The sequence below is a fragment of the Gaoshiqia hydrogeniformans genome (assembly GCF_049347105.1).
GTDB lineage: Bacteria > Bacteroidota > Bacteroidia > Bacteroidales > Prolixibacteraceae > Gaoshiqia > Gaoshiqia hydrogeniformans.
This window is the reverse complement of sequence record NZ_CP186334.1, coordinates 2,501,143-2,523,003: the sequence shown is the minus strand read 5'-3', so window position 1 is coordinate 2,523,003 and position 21,861 is coordinate 2,501,143. Positions and strand designations below refer to the sequence as shown.

Here is a 21,861-nt window from a genome sequence, read left to right as displayed (position 1 = left end):
CAATTTTCTTACTTTTAGGGTCAAAATGTGTTGACATGCGAAGAACCTGTTTGTTGATTTTTCTACTGATCCCTTTAGTGGTTTTCTCACAGGATGAAGTGGGGCCGGATGGCTATCTCCTGCTTTGGTTTTTGATAATTCCGGCAGTGGTGGCCCTGATTTGGATTTTTGTCCGTTGGCTAAAAAACAACGGGAAGGCGAAACCGGCAGGTCCGAGTTTTTCATTTCGCCGTTTAACCGTTGATCTGAAAAAAGACCGGAAACACCGCCCCAATACGCTGACGCTTCTTATCCGAAACAACCGGTCGCGCGATGTCGACATTGAAGCGCCGGTGCTGTTATTTCGGAAACTATGGTCCATCCGAAAATTCAAACTCAAGGGAATAAACCGTTACCAGATTTATCCGCTTTACCTCGAAGCCGGGAAGTCTCATGAACTTCGGATCAGCCTGGCTGTTTTTCATGAACACGACCGGGGACTTCGAAAATATTATTGGGCAAAAATTCTCCTGCAGGATACCAGGGGGAGAAAATATGCATCCAAATACGTCACCCTCCGGAAAAGCTTATTTTCGTAATGCGCGACTGGACATTTAATCATATCGATTTTTCTACGTACCCCTATTATGATGGCGACGACCTGGGGGTATACCTGACCGAACAGGGGGCCAAGATTAAAATTTGGGCGCCGACCGCCCTCGAAATTGAATTCCTGGTATACCGTCAGAGTCACGGCGGCAACCCGGTCCGTAAAGAGCAGTTAATTCCGGGAGAAAACGGATGCTGGTCGATCGAACTGCAGGGCCGGTTATCGGGTTTGTATTATACTTTCCGTGTGAACGACGGAGAGTGGCTGAATGAAACACCGGGTATTGATGCCCGCGCGGTGGGCGTCAATGGCAAGCGCGGACTTTTTTTCAGGCCCGAAGAAACCAATCCCTCAGGTTGGGAAAACGACCGGCCCGTTTCGTTGGGTAACCCTGTTGACACTATTCTTTATGAGCTCCATGTGCGCGATTTTTCCATTGCCGCCAACTCGGGAATGGAACATAAAGGCAAATTCCAGGCGTTCACCGAAAAGGGGACTAAAAGTCCCGACGGCTTATGTACGGGGATCGACCACCTGAAAGAACTCGGAATCACCCATGTGCACCTGTTGCCTGTGGCCGATTTTTTCTCGGTCGATGAACTTCACCCGGATGAAAAATACAATTGGGGCTACGACCCGTTGAATTACAATACGCCGGAAGGAAGTTATGCCCTCAACCCCGACGATCTTTCGCGTATAACCGGATTCAAACAACTGGTAATGGCCCTGCACGAATCGGGAATCGGTGTGGTGATGGATGTGGTGTACAACCACACCGGCTATACCCGGCGTTCGTGGTTTAACCAGACGGTACCCGGTTATTATTACCGTCAGAACCCGAACGGGACCTTTTCGAATGCCACTGGCTGTGGCAACGAAATTGCTTCGGAACGGGCCATGGTTCGCAAGTTTATCATCGATTCGATTTGTTATTGGGCTAATGAATATCATATCGACGGTTTTCGCTTCGACCTGATGGGAGTGATGGACTCGGAGACCATGAATGCGGTCCGCTTGGCATTGGATCAGCTGCGCCCCGGCATACTGCTGTATGGCGAAGGCTGGACCGCCGACAGCAGCCCGATGCCTGAGCAGTACCGCGCGGTTAAAGCCAATGTGGCCTCGCTCGACCGGATTGCCTGTTTTAACGATGATTTCAGGGACGCCCTGAAAGGAAATAACTTTGACGGGAAACAAACAGGTTTTGTGAGCGGAAAGACCCTGAACGAAGAAGCGGTCAAGTTTGGCGTGGCTGCGGCCTGTTATCACCCCCAGATTGTTTACAGTTACGTGGAAAGCTCGTCGTTTGCCTGGGCCGATCAGCCCGGGCAGTGTGTCAACTACGTATCGTGCCACGATAATTATACCCTGTTCGACAAGTTGATGTTAAGCCGCCCGGATGCTGAGCCTGAACTAATTGTCAGGATGCAAAAGCTGGCCGGCGCCCTGGTGCTGACCTCCCAGGGAATTCCTTTTTTGCATGCCGGCGTTGAATTCTGCCGGACAAAATCGGGCCAGCACAATTCGTATAAATCGCCCGACCGGGTTAATCAATTGGATTGGTCGCGAAAAAAGGAGTTTCAGGATGTTTTTTTGTATTATCAGCGCCTGATCCACCTTCGTAAACGTGTGCCTGCCTTCCGGCTGCGATCCGCTTCTGCTATTCGCCGGCATCTAAAATTTTCGCTGGCCTACCAGCCCGGAGTCGTTTCTTATATTATCGAAGATTGCCCGGGTGAAACAAGCTGGAAAACCATCCAGTTGGTATTTAATGCCTCGGAAAAGCCGATTTCCATCGAACTGCCCCGCTTTGGCAAGTGGACGGTTATTGCTGACGAGACCAGGGTCAACCTGGAAGGTATCCGGGAAATTGAAGCTGGTCAGGCAGTTGTTTCGCCGGTTTCGATGATGATCCTGGCGGCAGATTAAAAAAAGTGCCTGAGTAACAAAGTACCTGAGTAACACCGCGTCCTTTGCGTTTCATGGCGTCCTTTGCGTTTAATTTTTTAACGCAGCGTTCTCCAGGTATTCGCAGAGAGTTTCAAGTTTCGAGTTTCCGGTCTTGACTCTTGACTCTTGACTCTTGACTCGCAGCTTGCGACCGAACACTGCAACCTCCTCCCGTCTCCGTTCTCCCTACTCCATACCTTTTTACCGTCCCAAACCCGTTTAGAACATTCGTGCAATTAAGGCGACCTTATCTTCAATAAATATTTTTTTCAGTCATTTTTACCAACAAAAGTTGTGATTAGCTGTCTGACAAATCAAATCCGGAAAAAATTAACGAAAAAAATAAACAAAAAGCGAGAAAGCTCTTTACTCGTATTGGGTAAATTCCGTAACTTGCTTCAAAATTATTTTTACGGATAAATATCTTAATTAAAGATAGAGGCTGTTGATAGAGCGATTTCTAATATTTCGTTAGAGTGAAAGACGATAAACAAATGACTAAAAAAAAGTAATATGCTAAAACCTTTACCTATTCGAGTATAAATTTTCAATTGTCATACAGCCCATTACGATTGGATTCTGAAGTAATGGCTGCAAAATATCCCTTTCCATTTAAGGAAATTGCTTTTATCCGGCATCAAAAGACATTTTGAACATAGTCTTGACAAAACATATCCGGGGGCGATGGTGTGTTTAAGAGGTTCAAGACTTAGCTCTTCAGTATGACTAGAATTTGGACGAGAATTTTTGAGCTTGTTATTGGGGCATGCTTGTTATTTTACCCTGTAAGTAAATCTGCTGCTTACAACCAAACTTATGCGAAAGCATACAATACCCTTGCATCAGAGGGGCTTGTACTGTCTCCGGCAAAGCTCGTTTATTTCTTTCCCGATGAAAATCAGGTCGTCGATAAATCGTTTATTTTAAATGTAATAGATAATATTTCGACCCCGGAAACAGCCGGGTTGGCCGCATTGCTTCCAAATCAGCGGCAACCGTTTGCGTTTGAAGCGGCATATGCATCGTCGAAGCCCGGATCAGCCCCGCTGATGGCCTTGCCGCCGCCAACAGCATCAACCGGGGATTGGAATGACCCGACGATATGGACACCAAATGGCGTTCCCTCTTCTTCGAATGATGTGATCATTCCCAACGGCGTAACGGTAACAATTAACGGAGACGCCGTTTGCCAAAACCTCACCATTCAATCCGGGGCGACGCTGGTTTTTAATACCGACAACACCCTCGCCATCAGCGGCGACCTTACAATCTCCGGTACCTTAACCATGATCTCCGGTTCAAACATCAACTTATCCGGCAACTGGATCAATGATGGCGCCTTTACTGCCGGAGGTGGAACAGTTACGTTTACCGGAAGTAATTCGGCCACCCTGGGAGGGAGTTCAACAAGCAGTTTTTACAATTTGATATTAAATAAAGGAACGGATATTTCGGCTGAACTGGTCGTTTCATCCAATGTCAATATCAGTTACCCGGTTTTCACCAATGGCTTGCTGAAAATAAACTCAGGAATAGTTGACCTGACCCATACCTTCGCCATCCCGCTAACGGCGGGGATTGAATTAAACAATAGTGCGGCCACACTGACGACAGGCGATTTCACCATCACCAACAACGGCCTGATCCGGATTACAGACGGAACAGCCAATTTTGGCAATTCAACCGGGAACAGTGTCCACACGCAGGTAGATGGCGCATTTATCGTGTCGGGAGGGACAGTAAATATTGCCGGCCGGCTCGAAAATACGGCCGGGGGAACACTTGGAAGCACAGGTATTCAATCGGGAATATCCATCTCAGGCGGAACCATTACCTTAGCAATAATTGGGAATGGTTCGGGGACTACCGGTAGCTTAAATGTTACCCAAAACGGCTATTTTAATTTTACCGGCGGGACGATCATTTTTGAAGAGCCCGGTTCAGCCATTGACCTGCAATTTGCTGCCGAAAGCACTAACGGCACCAAAACCATTACCAACGGAGTGTTCCAATTTGGGAATAGCAATACAGCTTCAGGCTCATCTTTTGTTATTAACAGTGCGGTAGCACTCCGAAATATTACGACCTACGACAACATTGACCTGAAGCTGGCCGGAACATTGACCTTAGAGAATGCGCCAACTTTGGGAACAAACAGCCTGATTGACCCCAATGAGCAAGTGATCCGCTATTTGGTATCCGGCGCGGGAATATACCAATTTCCGATTATGGATGCCGGTGGAAACAATCTGTCAGCCAGCATCACCATAAACAGTGCATCCGCATTTGGTACCGGCGCCTACATGGAACTGACGATGTACGGCTCCAAACACCCTCAAAATACCAACACCACCAACTACCTGAAGCGTTACTGGCTGGTAAGATCAAGCGGTATAACCGATATTAATTACGATGTTTCAGCAACTGTTCTAACTACCGATTTTGTTGGAACACCAGGAGATGTAACTGTAGGAACCTATACGAGCGGTACGCTTTGGTCGAAAGCAACAACAGCAAGCCTAAGTACAACGAACCTGATCATCGCCGGACTGAGTTCAGATACAGAAATTTCCGGAATCTCAGACATTCCCTTAACGGTGTCCATTACGAACGGCGAAACAGCCTCTGTTTGTAACGGCTCAGCGGTAACTTTAAATACAACCGTCACCGGCGATTCGCCGATCACGTATTCCTGGTCTTCGATACCTGGAGGCTACTCTTCAACAGAATCTGCCATAACGATAACCCCAGGCTCAACCACAGAATATACCGTAACGGTTACCGATGGAAACGGATTTACGGCAAGCGATCAAATAGAAGTAACAGTCAACACACCACCAGTTTGTTCCATTACCGGGGCAACCAGCGTTGTTTACGGAACCACAACAAACTACAGCGCCCCGGAAGGGATGACGACCTATTCCTGGTCTGTTTCCGGGAATGGAATTGTTGTCGGAACAAACGACACCAAAGATATTACCGTTGATGCAACTGCCGCGGGTTCTTACACATTAGATCTTGAAATAACAGATGCGAACGGGTGCACAAGCAGTTGTAGCCAGGTTGTTGTCGTCAATAAAGCAAGCATGACCGTTACTGCCGATGCAAAATCAAAGATTTACGGCGATGCCGACCCGGAATTGACTTACCAAATCACATCCGGCTCACTGGTGGAAACAGATGCTTTCAGCGGAAGCCTCACCCGGGTTGCCGGTGAAGATGTCGGAACTTATGAAATCCAGCAGGGTACGCTGGCCTTGAGCAGCAATTACAGTTTAACCTATGTTGCGGCCAACCTGACGATTACTGAAAAAGCGATCACCGTTACTGCCGATGCTAAATCAAAGATTTACGGCGATACTGATCCGTCTTTGACTTATCAGACCACATCCGGCTCACTGGTCGGAACAGATGCTTTCAGCGGAAGCCTCACCCGGGTTGCCGGTGAAGATGTCGGAACTTATGAAATCCAGCAGGGTACGCTGGCCTTGAGCAGCAATTACAGTTTAACCTATGTTGCGGCCAACCTGACGATTACTGAAAAAGCGATCACCGTTACTGCCGATGCTAAATCAAAGATTTACGGCGATACTGATCCGTCTTTGACTTATCAGACCACATCCGGCTCACTGGTCGGAACAGATGCTTTCAGCGGAAGCCTCACCCGGGTTGCCGGTGAAGATGTCGGAACTTATGAAATCCAGCAGGGTACGCTGGCCTTGAGCAGCAATTACAGTTTAACCTATGTTGCGGCCAACCTGACGATTACTGAAAAAGCGATCACCGTTACTGCCGATGCTAAATCAAAGATTTACGGCGATACTGATCCGTCTTTGACTTATCAGACCACATCCGGCTCACTGGTCGGAACAGATGCTTTCAGCGGAAGCCTCACCCGGGTTGCCGATGAAGATGTCGGAACTTATGAAATCGAGCAGGGTACGCTGGCCTTGAGCAGCAATTACAGTTTAACCTATGTTGCGGCCAACCTGACGATTACCGTCAAGTCCCTTACCCCCTCCATTACTGCCGAAAACAAATGTTACGACGGGAATGCAACCACTACCTTGAGCAGCCGGACCCTGTCGGGTATTGTTGACGGAGACGATGTTTCACTGGCAGTTGGTACGGCCACCTTTAACAATGCAACGGTGGGAACGGGAAAAACGGTCACCGCCAGCGGACTGACACTCACCGGGACAGATGCCGGAAACTACGTCCTGTCTCCTGCCACGGCTACAACAACCGCGGATATTTATGCCCTTCCTGTCCCGGGCATCAGCGGCGATTTGACCGTTTGCTCCGGGACGGAAGCCGAACTGTATACCACCGAGGCCGGGATGACCGACTATGACTGGACTGTTTCGGGGGGAACGGTAACCGCGGGTGGAACATCAAACGATCATACCATCACGGTTGACTGGGGAGCGGCAGGAACGGGGACCATAACCGTAAATTATACCAACGCCACCGGTTGTACAGCCGATGCATCAACCCAGCGGTCGGTAACGATTTATGCGCTGCCCGAACCATCCATCTCCGGGGTTGAGGAAGCCTGTTCCGGATCAGCCGGAAATGTTTATACCACCCAGGCCGGGATGACCAATTACCAGTGGACCGTGAATGGCGGAACCATTACCGCCGGCGGAGGGACCGGCAACAGTTCGGTAACCGTAAGCTGGGGCGCTGCCGGAACCGGAACGGTTAGGGTAAATTACACCAATGCCAATGGCTGTACTGCCAACCAGCCAGCCGAAAAAGAGGTAACCATCAACGCCTTGCCAACGCCAACCATCGACGGCCCAGCCAACGCTTGTTTAAGCTCAACCGGGAATACCTATACCACCGAAGCAGACATGTTGGCTTACAGTTGGTCAATTCCTTCAAACGGCGGAACCATCACCGGGGGACAGGGAACCAATACGATCACGGTGACCTGGAGCAGCGCGGGCAGCCGCACCGTCCGGGTAACCTACCAAAACAGTTACGGGTGCAGCCCGGCATCGCCAACCGATTACGGTGTTACAGTTTATGCCAACTTTGTGCCGGGAAACATTGGAACAGCTCAAAGTATCTGCTATAACACGGCCCCGGCTGAACTGACACATACGGCAGCCGCCAGCGGCGGCTCAGGAAACTATGCCTACCAATGGCAAAGTTCGCCCGACGGAACCAGTAACTGGACGGATATTCCGGACGCTGTCAGCCAGACTTACCAGGCAGATGCATTGACGACCACCACCTGGTACCGTCTCGCGGTGACCGACCAGGACTGCGGGTTAAAACAGACCGCCGGGATCCGCATCCTCGTTTATGCCGACTTAAGCCCCGGTACCATCGGCTCCGATAAATCCATTTGTTACAACACCCTTCCGGGAACCATTAGCCAGCTAACGGCAGCCAGCGGCGGACCGAACAGTTATACCTACCAGTGGCAAAGCTCGCCGGATGGGATAAATAACTGGACCGATATTTCAGGCGCTACAGCCAGCACCTATACGCCCGGCCCGCTTACCGCCACCACCTGGTACCGCAGGCTGGTTACTTCGGGCGATTGCGGCACCGTGATCAGCAATGTGGTAAAAATTACGGTGTACGATGAATTGTTGCCCGGCTCCATTGGCAGCGACCAAACCATCTGTTACAATACGGTACCGGCAGCCTTAACCGACGAAACAAGCCCGTCGGGGGGAACCGGCCTGACTTACCTGTGGCAGCAAAAACCGGTATCAGGTGCCTGGACCAATGTTTCCGGTGCAAACGGATTAAGTTACACACCGCCGGCTCTGACCCAAACCATGATCTATCGAAGGGGAACCACCTCGGCCAGCGGCTGCGGAACCGTTTATTCCAACGAGATCACCGTGACCGTGTGGCCCAACCTGACTGCCGGGACTGTCGGTTCGGCCCAAACCATTTGTTACAACAGTACGCCTGCCGGATTAAGCCAAACCACAGCCCCGACCGGCGGGACCGGGGCGTATAGCTACCAATGGCAAAGTTCGCCCGATAATTCAAGCTGGACCAATATTTCAGGCGCTACAGCCAGCACCTATACCCCGGGCCAGCTTACCGCCACCACCTGGTTCAGAAGGGTGGTAACCGATGCCGAATGCGGGTCGGCCAACAGCGTGTCTGTACAAATCACCGTTCGTGCGCAATTGCTGCCCGGCAGCATCGGCTCCGACAAGTCGATTTGTTACAATACTTCGCCGGGGGCATTCACCCAAAGTCTGCCAACCGGCGGAACCGGAACGTATAGCTACCAATGGCAAAGTTCGCCCGATAATTCAAGCTGGACCGATATTTCAGGCGCTACAGCCAGCACCTATACGCCCGGCCCGCTTACCGCCACCACCTGGTACCGCAGGCTGGTTACTTCGGGCGATTGCGGAACGGTAATCAGCAATGTCGTTCAAATTACCGTTTACGACCAATTAGACGGGGGAACAATTGGCAGCGACCAAAGCATTTGTTACAACACCGTACCGGCCGCTTTAACCAACGAAACCAGCCCCTCGGGGGGAACCGGCCTGACTTACCAGTGGCGGCAACGGACCGTTTCGGGTACCTGGACCGATATTGGCGGGGCTACCGACTTAACGTATACGCCGCCCGCCCTGACCCAAACCATGCTTTACCGGCGGGCCGTCAGCTCGGCCAGTAACTGCGGTACGGTTTATTCCAACGAAATTACCGTGACCGTGTGGCCCAACCTGACTGCCGGGGCCATCGGGTCGGCCCAAACCATTTGTTACAATACGCAGCCTGCCGGATTAAGCCAAACGACCGCCCCGACCGGCGGAACCGGAACCTATAGCTATCAATGGCAAAGTTCGCCAAATAACGCCACCTGGACCGATATTTCGGGGGCAGTTAACCCGAATTACCAACCACCGGTTTTAACCGCTTCCGGGTATTACCGCCGGGCGGTTACTTCGGGTAGTTGCGCCACCGTGTACTCGGCATCTGTTTTTATTACGGTTCAAACAGAAGTTTTCCCCGGAACGATTGCAGGAGACCAAACCATCTGTTCCGGGACCTCGGCCTCCCAACTGACCAGTACCAATTTTGGCAGCGGCGGTTCCGGAACAATCTCTTACCGGTGGGAAAGATCGGTTGACGGGATCAGCTGGACGACCATTCCGTCGGCAAGCAGTTCGACCTACAGCCCGGGCACTTTAACCCAAACCACCCGATACCGCCGTTACCGGTTATCCACTCAAAACGGCGTGGTTTGCGAATCAGCGGCCTCCAACGTGGTGACCGTGACGGTGCAGGCGCCACTGAGCGCCAATACCATCTCGGCTGACCAGCTCATTTGCGAAAATACCAGCCCGGCCGGGCTGACCGGGACCACCGTGACCGCCGGCAGCGGGACCATTACCTACCAATGGCAGGTCAGCTCAACGGGGGCTTCTTCAGGCTTTACCGATATTTCGGGAGCAACCGGTAAAGATTATGCCATCCCGGGCACCTTGTTGGCCGACCGCTGGTACCAACGCATAGCCACCTCGACCCTGAACGGGCAAAGCTGTACAAGCATCAGCAACGCGGTATATGTAAACGTGGTAAGCATAAACGCCGGGACCATTTCAAATGTGGGAGTTGTTTGCGAGGGAACCGACCCGGCAGCCTTTACCGGGACCCAGGCCAGCGGCGACGGCCCCTTTACCTATCAATGGCAAAGCAGTTTGAATGGTACGGATTATACCGATATCGCCGGGGCCACCATGCCTTTTTACGATCCCCCGGCTTTGGGCGAAGATACCTGGTACCGCCGGGTAGCCGTCAGTTCACTGAAAACGGACTGCAGTAAAGCTACCGCCGCTTTTGTGATCGGGGTGAACAACATCGACCCCGGCTCCATTGGCCCCGACCTGGATTATTGCTACGGCGCCGATCCCCCGCTGCTGGCGACCACCCCGGCCGTGACCGACGGCTCCGCCGTGTACAGTTGGTACAGGAGTTACAATGGGGTAAGTTTTGATAATATCGCTATTAATACGGAATACTATAACCCCCCCGTGGTTACTGCCGACATCTGGTACCGACGTTACGTCAGCAGCACCGTCAACGGAACAACCTGTAACACCGATTACGCCGAAATGAAAATCTCGGTTTACCCGTATCCGCAGGTGGGGGCCATCGCGCCCATCGTTACCTGCGAGGGAAGCCCCTTTACCATCACGGCCACGGCCAGCGTTTCAACCGGCACGCCCACCTACACGCTCAACCGGCTTAATCCGGCCAGCCCTATGCCGGTTGCCAATGTGAACAACACCGGCGTTTTCGATATTGATCCGTACCTGGAACCCAATACCCCGGTTACCGGGCTTCATCAGTACCAGGTAACCATTACCAACGGCGATGAGGGAGCCTGCGAAATTACCGTTCCGGTGAACGTGACCATTTACAGCCTTCCCGCCATTACCCTGACTGCCTCCTGCGCTTCGGGTGCCGACGGGGTCATCCAGATGACCGGCACGGTGGACTACCCGGTCGGCGCCGTGGTAGAATACCAGTTGTTGGATATCAGCAACAACATCATCGTGTCCTGGACGACCGACCCCACCTTTAGCGGACTGAGTTACGGGCTGTACACCGTGCTGGCCCGAAACAGCGCCTATCCCGGCTGCGAAACCATGCTGATTGGCGAAATCCTCGGGAAAACCGTCGATGCGGCCAACATGACTGTTTGCCAGTATACCGATTGGACAGAAGACATGGGCCTTGCCGCCACCTCGCTTTGTTTTACCTGGGCAGGCGCCCAGCATACCTTCGCCGAGGTTTGTACCGACCCCAATAAGAACTACGTGGCAGCCGGCGCTTCCAGCTCCCGCGACAATTACCAGCCGGGCAGCCTGGTGCAGTACAACGTGTTGTCGACCTTCAAACCAACGCAGGGACAAATTTCGATTAAAGACTGCAAGGCCAAGCCCGAAGCCACCTTCTCGATTTACGAGTACCCCTTTTACCCGGCCAATCCGGCCTATAACTTTGTAGAACTGATCACCACCGTTTGTCCGAACGCGGTTACTCTTTCGGGGCTCGACCCCAACCAGGTGTACGTGGTGGTGATTAACTCGCCCGACCTGACCACGGTGGAGTGTACCGAGCCCTGGTTCACCAAGGGCGACAAGGTGCAGGTGGCCACGGCCATTGGCGAAGTATTCTGGTACCTGACCGACAACGAGTCTGAAACGCATTTTGCTACCGGCCCGTTTATCGACCCGACCGATTACCCCGCGACCGGGGTGACCGGAACCGACATTCCCGGAACCTGGACCGTTTATGCCGGTTGCGAAACAGGCCCCTGCCGCCAGCCGGTGACCTTCACCGTAACCCCCGTGCCCCACGTGATGTACCAGCATGTTGAACTCTGCTCCGGTTTAGCTACCAACATCCAACTGGTGGCTATCGACGACCAGACGCCGGCCCAAACCATCCCGGCGGCCAACGTCACCTACGAATGGTACCCGACCAACCTGAACGGGACGGCAAGCTGGAACGTGAGCTGCGACGAAAATTCGCCCTGCACCGGCCCGGTTATTGCCGTAAACCTGACCAGCGAAAGCGTATGCCCCACCGTGCAGTTCAGGGTACGCGCCACTGTGAACGGCTGTGCCGGCCCCTGGGAACCGGTTGATGTGTACGTGCTCGACAGCCAAAACCACGATCCGCCAACGCCGCTCGAAGACCTTAGCTTTACCTGCCTTTCGGAAGTGACCGCGCCCCCGGTCGTGAGCCTGCAGCACAGTTGTATGCCGCTGATGCAGCCCGTGCCGGTGATTACCGCCAACAACGGGGCCGGTTGCGCCGCCGATCCGCTCGTGTTTACCCGCACCTGGACCTTCGAAGATGCCTGCGACACCACCATCCTGGTGCAAACCGTGACCGTGATCGACGATGTGCCGCCCACCTTTACTGTTCCGGCCGATATCACCATTCAGAAAGATGAATTTTGTTACGACGACCGCCATAACCTGACACTGACGGGCAATGTAACCGATGAAGCCGACAACTGCTCCCCCTCGGGGCCTTATCTGCAGGCCACCTATGCCGATACAAACGAGGAGCCGGGAGACTGCGCGGGCGAATGGGTGATTACCCGCACCTGGACCCTGACCGACAACTGCGGCAATACCACTCAACAAAACCAGCTCATCACCATTGTTGACGAGCTACCGCCCTCGTTTACCGCTCCCGCCGACATCACCATCTACTCCGATAGCAACTGCGATTACGATGCCGACCCCGCGATTACCGGCGATGTAACCAACGAGGCCGACAACTGCACCCCTTCGGGGATTGGTTTGCAGGCCACCTACAGCGATGTGACGGAAGACGGCGATTGCCCCGGCAAACGGATCATCACCCGTACCTGGAGCCTGACAGACGACTGTGGCAATAGGGCCGACGATCAAATCCAGATCATCACCGTGATGGACAACATCAAACCCACCTTTACCCGGCCGGCCGATGCCAGTATTGTTGCCGATGCCGATTGTAATTACGTGGCCGACACCACGATCACCGGCAGCGTCAGCCAGAAATGGGACAACTGTACCCCGGTTGAGCAATTGCAGGTTGTTTACGTGGATTCGTACCTGGAGGGCGACTGCGAAGGGGCGGTGGTCATCAGCCGGACCTGGCGTTTGCAGGACGGATGCGGAAACTGGGCCGACGATCAGGTACAGCTCATCACCCAGGCCATCAGCGTGGGCGACAATACCCCGCCTGTATTTACCGCTCCGGATGACATCACCCTTTACCGCACGGCCGACTGCATGTTGCCCGACGTGACCAACCTGAACCTGACCGGCGATGTTACCGATGAATTTGATAACTGTTCCACCGGGATCAACGCCACTTACGAGGACAGCGAACCGATCGGGGTGGACAACTGCACCACCGAGATCCACCGCACCTGGACCTTGGTTGATAAGTGCGGCAACGAGGCCGAACCCCAGGTACAGGTAATCACTATTGCCGACAACACCCCGCCCGTGCTGGCCGATGTGCCTTCGGTGTCGTTTTGTGTCGAAAATATTTTCGAAGGGACCTATAACGGCCTGCCCGAGCCTGATGCCGACATTGCCGAACCGCGGCCCGATTATTACCTGTTCCATGCCGGCGACACCGGGCTCGACCTCGATGCCGGCGCCTATTTCTCCGATGCCTGTACCCCGGCCGGCAATATCGCGTTGAACTGGAGCATCACCGATAATTACGGACAACCGGTGGCCGACGAAAACGGGACACCGCTCACCGGCATCACCGGTCAGCCCTCGGCCCACGGGGCGGATATCGTGTTTGCCGGGGCGCCCAACGGAAACGTGTATTATACCATCACCTACTGGCTGGCCGATTACTGCGGCAACGAGTCGGCCCCGAAAAGCGCGGGCATCACCATCACGCCCCGGCCCGAGGTGATTAAACTAACCGGCAACTAAACTGAAAATAAGATGAACAAACAAAATATAACAGATAAACCTTGTGAAAAACCATTAAAAGTAAATGCCTATGAAACACCAATTAATAAGATAGTAGCAGCGGACAGGATAATCCCAATAACAACTGTGCTGCATACCCGGGCTGCCCCCCCGGACAGTCCGGGTCAATTTGCCTCGCGGGGAGTAACGAGTGCCGGGAAGAACACAAGCCCCAAGCCCCATGCTCCACGCCCCGTGCCCCGTGCCCCAATTACCGGAGAACGGAGGCCGGAGAACGGAGAAGGGAGGAAGCTACAGTCGCATTTATTTTGGCGCTCGGGCGCTCAGGTACATTTTTTAAACGCGGGCGACGCCATGAAGCCTGCAACCAATAACCAATAACCAATGACTAATAACCAATAACCAATGACCAATGACTAATAACTAATGACCAATGACTAATGACCAATAACCAATAACCAATGACTAATGACCAATGACTAATGACCAATGACAAATTTTACAGTATTTACCATTTAAATTTTACACGTATGAAAAAGCAAATTTTATTTCTGACCTTTTTGGTACTGGCCGCTCTCGCCAGTGTGAACAATGCCTTCGGGCAGCCTTATGCAATGAACGGCTCGGCACCTCGCGGTGTTGCCTGTGAAGATGATGAGTTACATCCTATTGCAGGTAAATTTTATACCTATGAGGTGAGTACTAATCCTGCAACCGGCAATGAAATTACCTGGTGGGCAACAAAAGATCCAAATTTTATTACAACTAGTGGTACTGCAAGAACCTATAATACGGCAACTGCGCTTACCACGGCTGATGGAGATTTAATAGCAACAAGTGGAAATTATGCCAATTCTGCAACAGATGCAACGACTGTAGCTATTACCTGGACTGATGCGATTTTGAGCAACACAGTTTATCAAGGTACCCCGAGTACTACTGAGCCGTCTCCAACATTCGTTGTTGCTTATGTTTCCGGTGCATGTTCTGATAATTTGAAGGTTTTTGAAATCAATCCGATTGAAGCATTTACCGTTGATATAAGAAATATTGACAACGAAACGCTTGGATCGCTGGATTATGACACAGAAACGGATCAATGTATTGATGATGTATCGTCAGCTACATATGTTTCCGGAGCTATGCAGTATGAATATGGGTGGAATACATTTGTATACGAAGTAATTGCCGCTAATTTTTCTAATTATTATACTCCTATTTTTAACCTGTCAGGTTTAGGTGATACACAAACCGCTGTAATCGAGTGGACGACTAGTGCTCCCGCAGATTGGGCTACTGCAACCTGGGTTCCGTATGACCAAACTGAGACAGATGTAACTGCTCTTCCAAGGGTAAATGTTGAAACAACAACAAACACATCTATTGGTGTTTCAATTTATGTCCGTGTAACAGTTACCAATAACCAGTTTGAAAATAATGCAAATGATCTACCTAATGGTATTGATATTACCCTCGCAGTTGATGGTGTTAATTCTGTTGGAACTTACGACGTAAACAACTGGATTGAGTCAGCAACTCCCGGAACTTATGAACTGGCATGTGCACCAACAACAGCTCCGGACCAGGCAGATACAGCTGTACAGACCTTGTTGCCACGTCCTGCAGTTACGGAAGGTACAACTTCTGCTATTGGCAATCCTGGTGGGTTAATTCCTGGTGACGAAACAAACACAATAACAACACCATAAGCTTAGGTACAATCACTTATTTGACACTGCTTTTTCATAACCAAGATACCTCTCCCCGGTCGGTTTTGGCCGGGGCGGGGCCTTCGGTTAGGAGGAGTAGCGAGGCAGAAGGCAGAAGGGAAACCGGAGACAGAAGAACGGAGACCGGAAACCGGAATACGGAGAAGGCTACAGCCGCATTTACTTTGGCACTCAGTCACTTTGACACGTTGGTGCTTGAAACTGATTACCGATTACCGATTACTGATTACCGATCCCCTATCACCGGTCTCAGCGGTACTCAGCGTTAAAAGAGGCGTAAGTCGCGAGTAAAGTTTCAAACAGGCGGCGTATAGTTTAAAACAGGCAACGTCAAGTTTCAAACAGGCAGCGTATAGTTTCAAACTCGCAACGTAAAGTTTCAAGCCAGCGAAGTAAGGTTTCAAACCAGCGAAGTAAAGTTTCAAACCAGCGAAGTAAGGTTTCAAACCAGCGAAATAAGGTTTCAAACAGGCAACCTAAGGCCGCGAACTGACAACTGACAACTGACAACTGTAAACTGTAAACTGTAAACTGTAAACTGTAAACTGTAAACTGATAACTGTAAACAGTAATGAAATGACAACAAACAAACATGGTCCGCCCGCGATGCCGGCCAACCGCGGTGCACCCGGTCTGAACAAAGACCCGGTCGGCAAACATACAAGGGTTTCTACCCGGGCTTTTTGGCTCGGGGAGGGAGAGGTATGGGTCTGAGATTGATGATTGATGATTGATGATTGATGAATGGGGAAGAACCCGCCGCAGTCCGGGCGATCGAACCCTTCCGGGCTCGCTGACCTCCCGAAGGGTGAAACGAAGCGACACCCCGTCGGCGGTTGCAAACCCCGATGGAGGCTTAACGAAGAATAAAAAAATAAACAGGAGTGAATAAGCAAGCGGGAACGAAGAACGGAAACCGGAGGCCGGAGAATGGAGAATGGAGAACGAAGAACGGAGAAGGCTGCAGCCGCATTTGCTTTGCCACTTTGGCACTCAGGTACTTTGGGACTTTGGTACTCAGGCACTCAACCCTTCCGGGCTCGCTGATCTCCCGAAGGGTGAAACGAAGCGATACCCCGTCGGCGGTTGCAAACCCCGATGGTATAATGATAAGAACGAATAAGCGTACGAATGGATGAAGGTTGAACCATTGACATACGGGCATTATTATCACATCTACAACCGGGGAAACAACAGTTGTAATATTTTCCGCGAAGCGGACAACTACGAGCATTTCCTGGAATTGTACGATAAGTATATTTCGCCGGTAGCCGATACGTTCGCCTGGGTGCTGATGCCGAACCATTTTCATTTGCTGGTGAGGATTAAGGAAGAAAAAGACATCGGGTTCATTCCCGTTAAAACCCTTCCGGGCTCGCTGATCTCCCGAAGGGTGAAACGAAGCGACAGCCCGTCGGCGGTTGCAAACCCCGATGGCGGGTATAATGATAAAAACGAATAAGCGTACGAATGGATGAAGGTTGAACCATTGACATACGGGCATTATTATCACATCTACAACCGGGGAAACAACAGTTGTAATATTTTCCGCGAAGCGGACAACTACGAGCATTTCCTGGAATTGTACGATAAGTATATTTCGCCGGTAGCCGATACGTTCGCCTGGGTGCTGATGCCGAACCATTTTCATTTGCTGGTGAGGATTAAGGAAGATGTGGTTTATAAATTTTCCAACGCTGACAGGTCTAACGACGCTGTCAGGTTAGAAGAACGGTTGGAGAAACGATCCACCAACCTGTCAGCGAGCGAAGCTCCTGACAGCGTTAAAAAATCGAAACATCCAAAACCGGCCTTGCCTGACAACACTGTCTGGATGGAAACCCAGAAATGGGAAACGGTAAGCCGGTCAGCGTGCGAAGCTCCTGACAGCGTTAAGAAACCAGTTCCTCATCGTCATTTTGCTCATTTATTTAATGCTTACACCCGATACTTTAATCAGCGAACCGGCAGAACAGGAAACTTGTTTGAAAGAGCTTTTAAACGAAAACCGATTAACAACGAACATTATTTAAAACAAGTGGTCCTGTACATTCATAATAACCCGGTGCATCATGGATTTTGCAGTCATCCGCTGGAATATCCCTGGTCGAGTTATTTGACCTGCACCTCGGTTAAACGAACAAGGCTAAAACGCGAAACGGTGATCGCGTGGTTTAACGATCAACGCAATTTCAGGTTTGTACATGATGAGAAAGTTGAAATTGAAAAAATAGAAACATGGCTGGAAATGAATTAACAGCCCGTCGGCGGTTGCAAACCCCGATGGAGGCTAAACGAAGAATAAAAAAATAAACAGGAGTGAATAAGTAGCAAGCGGGAAGGGAGAAGGGAAACCGGAAACCGGAGAACGGAGACCGGAGGCCGGAGATGGGAGAAGGGAAACCGGAGAACGGAGAAGGGAGACCGGAGAACGAAGAAGGGAGACCGGAAACCGGAGAACGGAGAAGGCTGCAGCCGCATTTGCTTTGGCACTTTGAAACCTGAAACCTGAAACTTGGAACTTGGAACTTGGAACCTGAAACTTGAAACTTGGAACTTGAAACTGATAACTGATACATGATCCGATTGGTACACATATTCCGTCTGGCGTCGGCGCTGATCGCGGCGCTGCTGACTGTGGCAACAGCCACGGCCCAGGAGACGCGTGTGTACATCGGGATGACCACCCCGCTGAGCGTGGAACAGATGCCGGGCGACAGCTATACCTGGGACCTGTACAACGACTCCACCGTCAACTTTGCCGTCGTGCCCGGCACAGCCGTTGGCGACGGGCAGGCTGCATTCGCGGGCGGCATCAACACCGGCCCCACGGTAAACGTTACCTGGCTCCAGGCCGGCGTGTATTTCTACAAGGTCACGGCAGTGGATGCCGAAGGCTGCACCAACAACCTGAAAATCGGCCGCATCGAAATCTTCGAGTCGCTGCCAACCATCATACTAACGGCGGAAAACATCTGTATCGGCGATCCGCTCGACCTGTCCGTTGAGCTCACCGGCAACGGCCCCTGGGAGTTTACCCTTACGGATGGGACCAACACATGGACCTACCGGACGGACGATCCAGGCTATGTGATTTCGATCGATCCGCCGCCCGCAACAACAACGACATACACGATCACGCAGGTAAACGACTTATACGGAACAAACAACAACCCGCAGGCCGAAGTCACGGTGGAAGTCCACCCGAAACCGAATACCTCGCGGATATACCGGGTTGCGAGTAGCGAGTAGCGAGGGGCATGGAGCATGGAGAGAAGAAGAAAATAGATAATTAGATAGTAGACGACAAACGACAACGATGATGAGATTACGGTACATATTAACGATGACACTTCTGGCAGTTGCCTTCGCGGCGACCGGGCAGAACTATGTCGTCGACGAAGTATGTGCCGGAACCGAACGCGTTTACCGGGTTAACGGCGAAACCGGCTCAAGCTACGCATGGATGCTCGAAGATGCTGCCGGGAACCTCATTCAAAACAACATACCTGCCGCCGGCTTCACCGACTCCGACCCCGACACCGGCGAAGCCATTCAGGGTTCAGAAGTTCGCATCAGCTGGAACCAGCCGGGCAACTTCATCCTGTCGGTTATTCAAACTTCGGTGCATGGTTGCGACAGTCTGCAACTGGGGCAGGTGAACGTGACGGAGCAGCCGCTGGCCTTCGCCGGAAACGATCAAACCATCTGCCCGGGTGAAGAAATCAGGCTGTTTGCCGCCACGGCTTCCAACTACGGATCCCTGCTGTGGACCACCAACGGCGACGGCCGGTTCGACAACCCGACGGCGCTGAGGCCGCTCTACCTGCCCGGCGTCAACGACCTGCGTAACGGCTACGTACAACTCACCCTCACCGCCACAGGCCTGCTGGCCGACGGCGGCTGCGAACCGGTTGTTTCGACCCTGAGCGTCCACATCATCCGCGAAGACGAGCTCGAAGAATACCTCGACCTGACCGTTTGTGAAACCGACCTGCCCTTTGTATGGCGCGACCGGGCCATATACCAGGCCGGCTACTACGAAGAAGAATATACTTCGCCCGACGGCTGCGAGGCTTTTGCCGCCCTGCACCTCGAGGTGGTGCCCGACAACGAGCCGCCGGTGGCCGAAAACGACCACTACATCGTTGAAATGAACGTAAGCACCCCGCTGCCGGTGCTGGTGAACGATTACGACCCGAACGGGCAGCTTGACCCCTACACGATCGAAATCGTTGAATACCCGCGGCACGGTACGCTGACCATCAACGAAAACAACGAACTGGTGTATACGCCGCATTCCAACTTCCTGGGTAAGGACCAGTTTACCTACTCGGTGTGCGACGACGGTATCCCCTGTAACATGTATTGCGACGATGCCTTTGTGAATATTGATGTGCTTCCAAACGGCGAAAGCGACGAGTGTGCGTTCTTCATCCCCGAAGGCTTCTCGCCCAACAATGACGGCGTACACGACTATTTCTTCATCTGGTGTATCAACCGGTACCCCGATGCCAAGCTGATGATCTTCGACAAACAAGGATACCTGCTGTATCAAAAAGAAAAATACGGAAACATGGGCTACTGGGGAACTTACGAGGATGCCCACTGGAACGGCGAAACCGTGAAACACCATCAAAATGCCCAGCATAAAATTGAACCGGGCGTTTACATGTACATCCTCGACAAGGGCAACGGCGAACTGGCCCGGGGATTTGTTATGGTTTCGTACTAATAAAACTGAAAAACATGTATAAAGGGAAAAACATACCGGATTGGAAGTACATGGGCAGGAGCCTGCCTGTAGTGGCTGTCCTGTGCTTATTGTTTTCGCTGACAGGCAAAGCCCAGCTAACCGACCCGGTTTTTACCCAGTACATGAACAGCATGCAAACCATTAACCCCGCCTACACCGGCATGTGGGACAAAATTGGGGTGCAGGCCTTTACGCGCCGTTACTACCTGGGGCAAAACAAGGCCCCCCTGGTTTCGTCGGCCTCGATGTACAAACCGGTAAAAAACAGCAACAACGCGCTGGGGCTCGACATCATTGAAGAACATTTTGGCTACGAAGATAAACTGACCATGACCCTGAACTATGCCTACCAGGTAAAACTCGACTGGCATACCTACCTGCGGCTGGGCCTGAAAGCCGGCATTATCAACTACAGCAACCTGCTCACCCGCTACCAGCTCGACCCCGACGACAACCCCGATGCCGCTTTCCAGGACGATGTCCACCTGAATTTTCAGCCTGCCTGGGGTGTGGGCGGTTTAATTTATTCGCGTGATTATTACGTGGGCCTGTCGATGCCCCAAATCATTCACAACGAATTCAAGGCCAACCGCAACAACTACTCGGCCATTGCCAACGTGCGTTATGCCTACCTGTTGGGGGGCTACTTCTTTGGTCGCCAGCGCCAGGTGCGGTTTAAGCCCACAGCCATGATCAAGCTCTCGCTCGATGCGCCCATCCAGGCCGACCTGGGCGCCAACCTGCTGTTTTTCGATAAATTCTGGATCGGCGGCATGTACCGGACCAATAACGTGGCCGCTGTGATTACCCAGTTTGTGATGATGCAGAATATCCGCTTGGGCTATGCCGTCGAATTTCCCTTTGGCCGAGAGATCTGGAAATACCAGATGGGGACCCATGAATTCAGGGTGGTTTATGAATTCGACTTCTACAAACGCCCGAATGTGCGGCGGCAATATTTTTAGAACAAAGTGCCTGAGTGCCTGAGTACCAAAGTGCCTGAGTACCAAAGTAATTGCGACTGTAGCCTTCTCCGTTCTCCCTTCTCCGTTCTCCCTTCCCGCTTGCAGTTCTTTTAACGCAGAGTGCGCCAAGTAGTCGCGGAGTAACGCAGAGTGCAGTGACCGGTAATCAGTAATCAGTTGTCAGTTTACAGTTGTCAGTTTACAGTTATCAGTTTCAAGCACCAAAGTGACTGAGTGCCAAAGCAAATGCGACTATAGCTTTCTCCCTTCTCCGTACTCCTGTCTCCGGTCTCCATTCTTCGTTCTCCGGTTTCCTGTCTCCGTTCTCCTGTCTCCGTTCTCCGTTCTCCCTTCCCGCTAGCTACTCGCGGCTCATTTTCATCGTTTCGCCGGATATAAAACAACGGATTAAAAA

The 21,861-nt window shown here is 51.9% G+C and carries 10 protein-coding genes; all 10 read left to right on the top strand.

The window, feature by feature from the left end:
• Positions 1-35 precede the first annotated feature (35 nt).
• The 10 genes from ACOIT5_RS10020 (at position 36) to ACOIT5_RS09975 (ending at position 21,446) form a co-directional block, all read left to right on the top strand.
• Positions 36-578, top strand: a complete 543-nt coding sequence (locus ACOIT5_RS10020; RefSeq protein ID WP_423130332.1) for a hypothetical protein — start codon at positions 36-38, stop codon at positions 576-578.
• Complete coding sequence (gene pulA, locus ACOIT5_RS10015; RefSeq protein WP_423130331.1) at positions 578-2,518, top strand: type I pullulanase; 1,941 nt, start codon at positions 578-580, stop codon at positions 2,516-2,518. The genes ACOIT5_RS10020 and pulA overlap by 1 nt, the downstream gene beginning before the upstream one ends.
• A gap of 791 nt (positions 2,519-3,309) precedes the next feature.
• Positions 3,310-13,995 (top strand): MBG domain-containing protein, encoded by a 10,686-nt coding sequence (locus ACOIT5_RS10010; protein ID WP_423130330.1) that lies wholly within the window; start codon positions 3,310-3,312, stop codon positions 13,993-13,995.
• Positions 13,996-14,525: 530 nt separating this feature from the next.
• Positions 14,526-15,704 (top strand): hypothetical protein, encoded by a 1,179-nt coding sequence (locus ACOIT5_RS10005; protein ID WP_423130329.1) that lies wholly within the window; start codon positions 14,526-14,528, stop codon positions 15,702-15,704.
• Between the two features lie 597 nt (positions 15,705-16,301).
• Positions 16,302-16,439, top strand: coding sequence for a hypothetical protein (locus tag ACOIT5_RS10000; protein ID WP_423130328.1), 138 nt, complete (start codon positions 16,302-16,304; stop codon positions 16,437-16,439).
• Positions 16,440-16,860: 421 nt separating this feature from the next.
• Positions 16,861-17,187, top strand: a complete 327-nt coding sequence (locus ACOIT5_RS09995; RefSeq protein WP_423130327.1) for a transposase — start codon at positions 16,861-16,863, stop codon at positions 17,185-17,187.
• Positions 17,188-17,199: 12 nt separating this feature from the next.
• A complete protein-coding gene (locus ACOIT5_RS09990; RefSeq protein ID WP_423130326.1) occupies positions 17,200-17,982 on the top strand; it encodes a transposase in 783 nt (260 codons plus the stop codon).
• A gap of 320 nt (positions 17,983-18,302) precedes the next feature.
• Positions 18,303-18,977, top strand: a complete 675-nt coding sequence (locus ACOIT5_RS09985; protein ID WP_423130325.1) for a hypothetical protein — start codon at positions 18,303-18,305, stop codon at positions 18,975-18,977.
• A gap of 67 nt (positions 18,978-19,044) precedes the next feature.
• The gene (locus ACOIT5_RS09980; protein WP_423130324.1) at positions 19,045-20,460 is read left to right on the top strand and encodes an Ig-like domain-containing protein; all 1,416 of its coding nucleotides are present in this window, start codon (positions 19,045-19,047) and stop codon (positions 20,458-20,460) included.
• 14 nt (positions 20,461-20,474) lie between these two features.
• Complete coding sequence (locus ACOIT5_RS09975) at positions 20,475-21,446, top strand: PorP/SprF family type IX secretion system membrane protein (protein ID WP_423130323.1); 972 nt, start codon at positions 20,475-20,477, stop codon at positions 21,444-21,446.
• Positions 21,447-21,861: the final 415 nt, after the last annotated feature.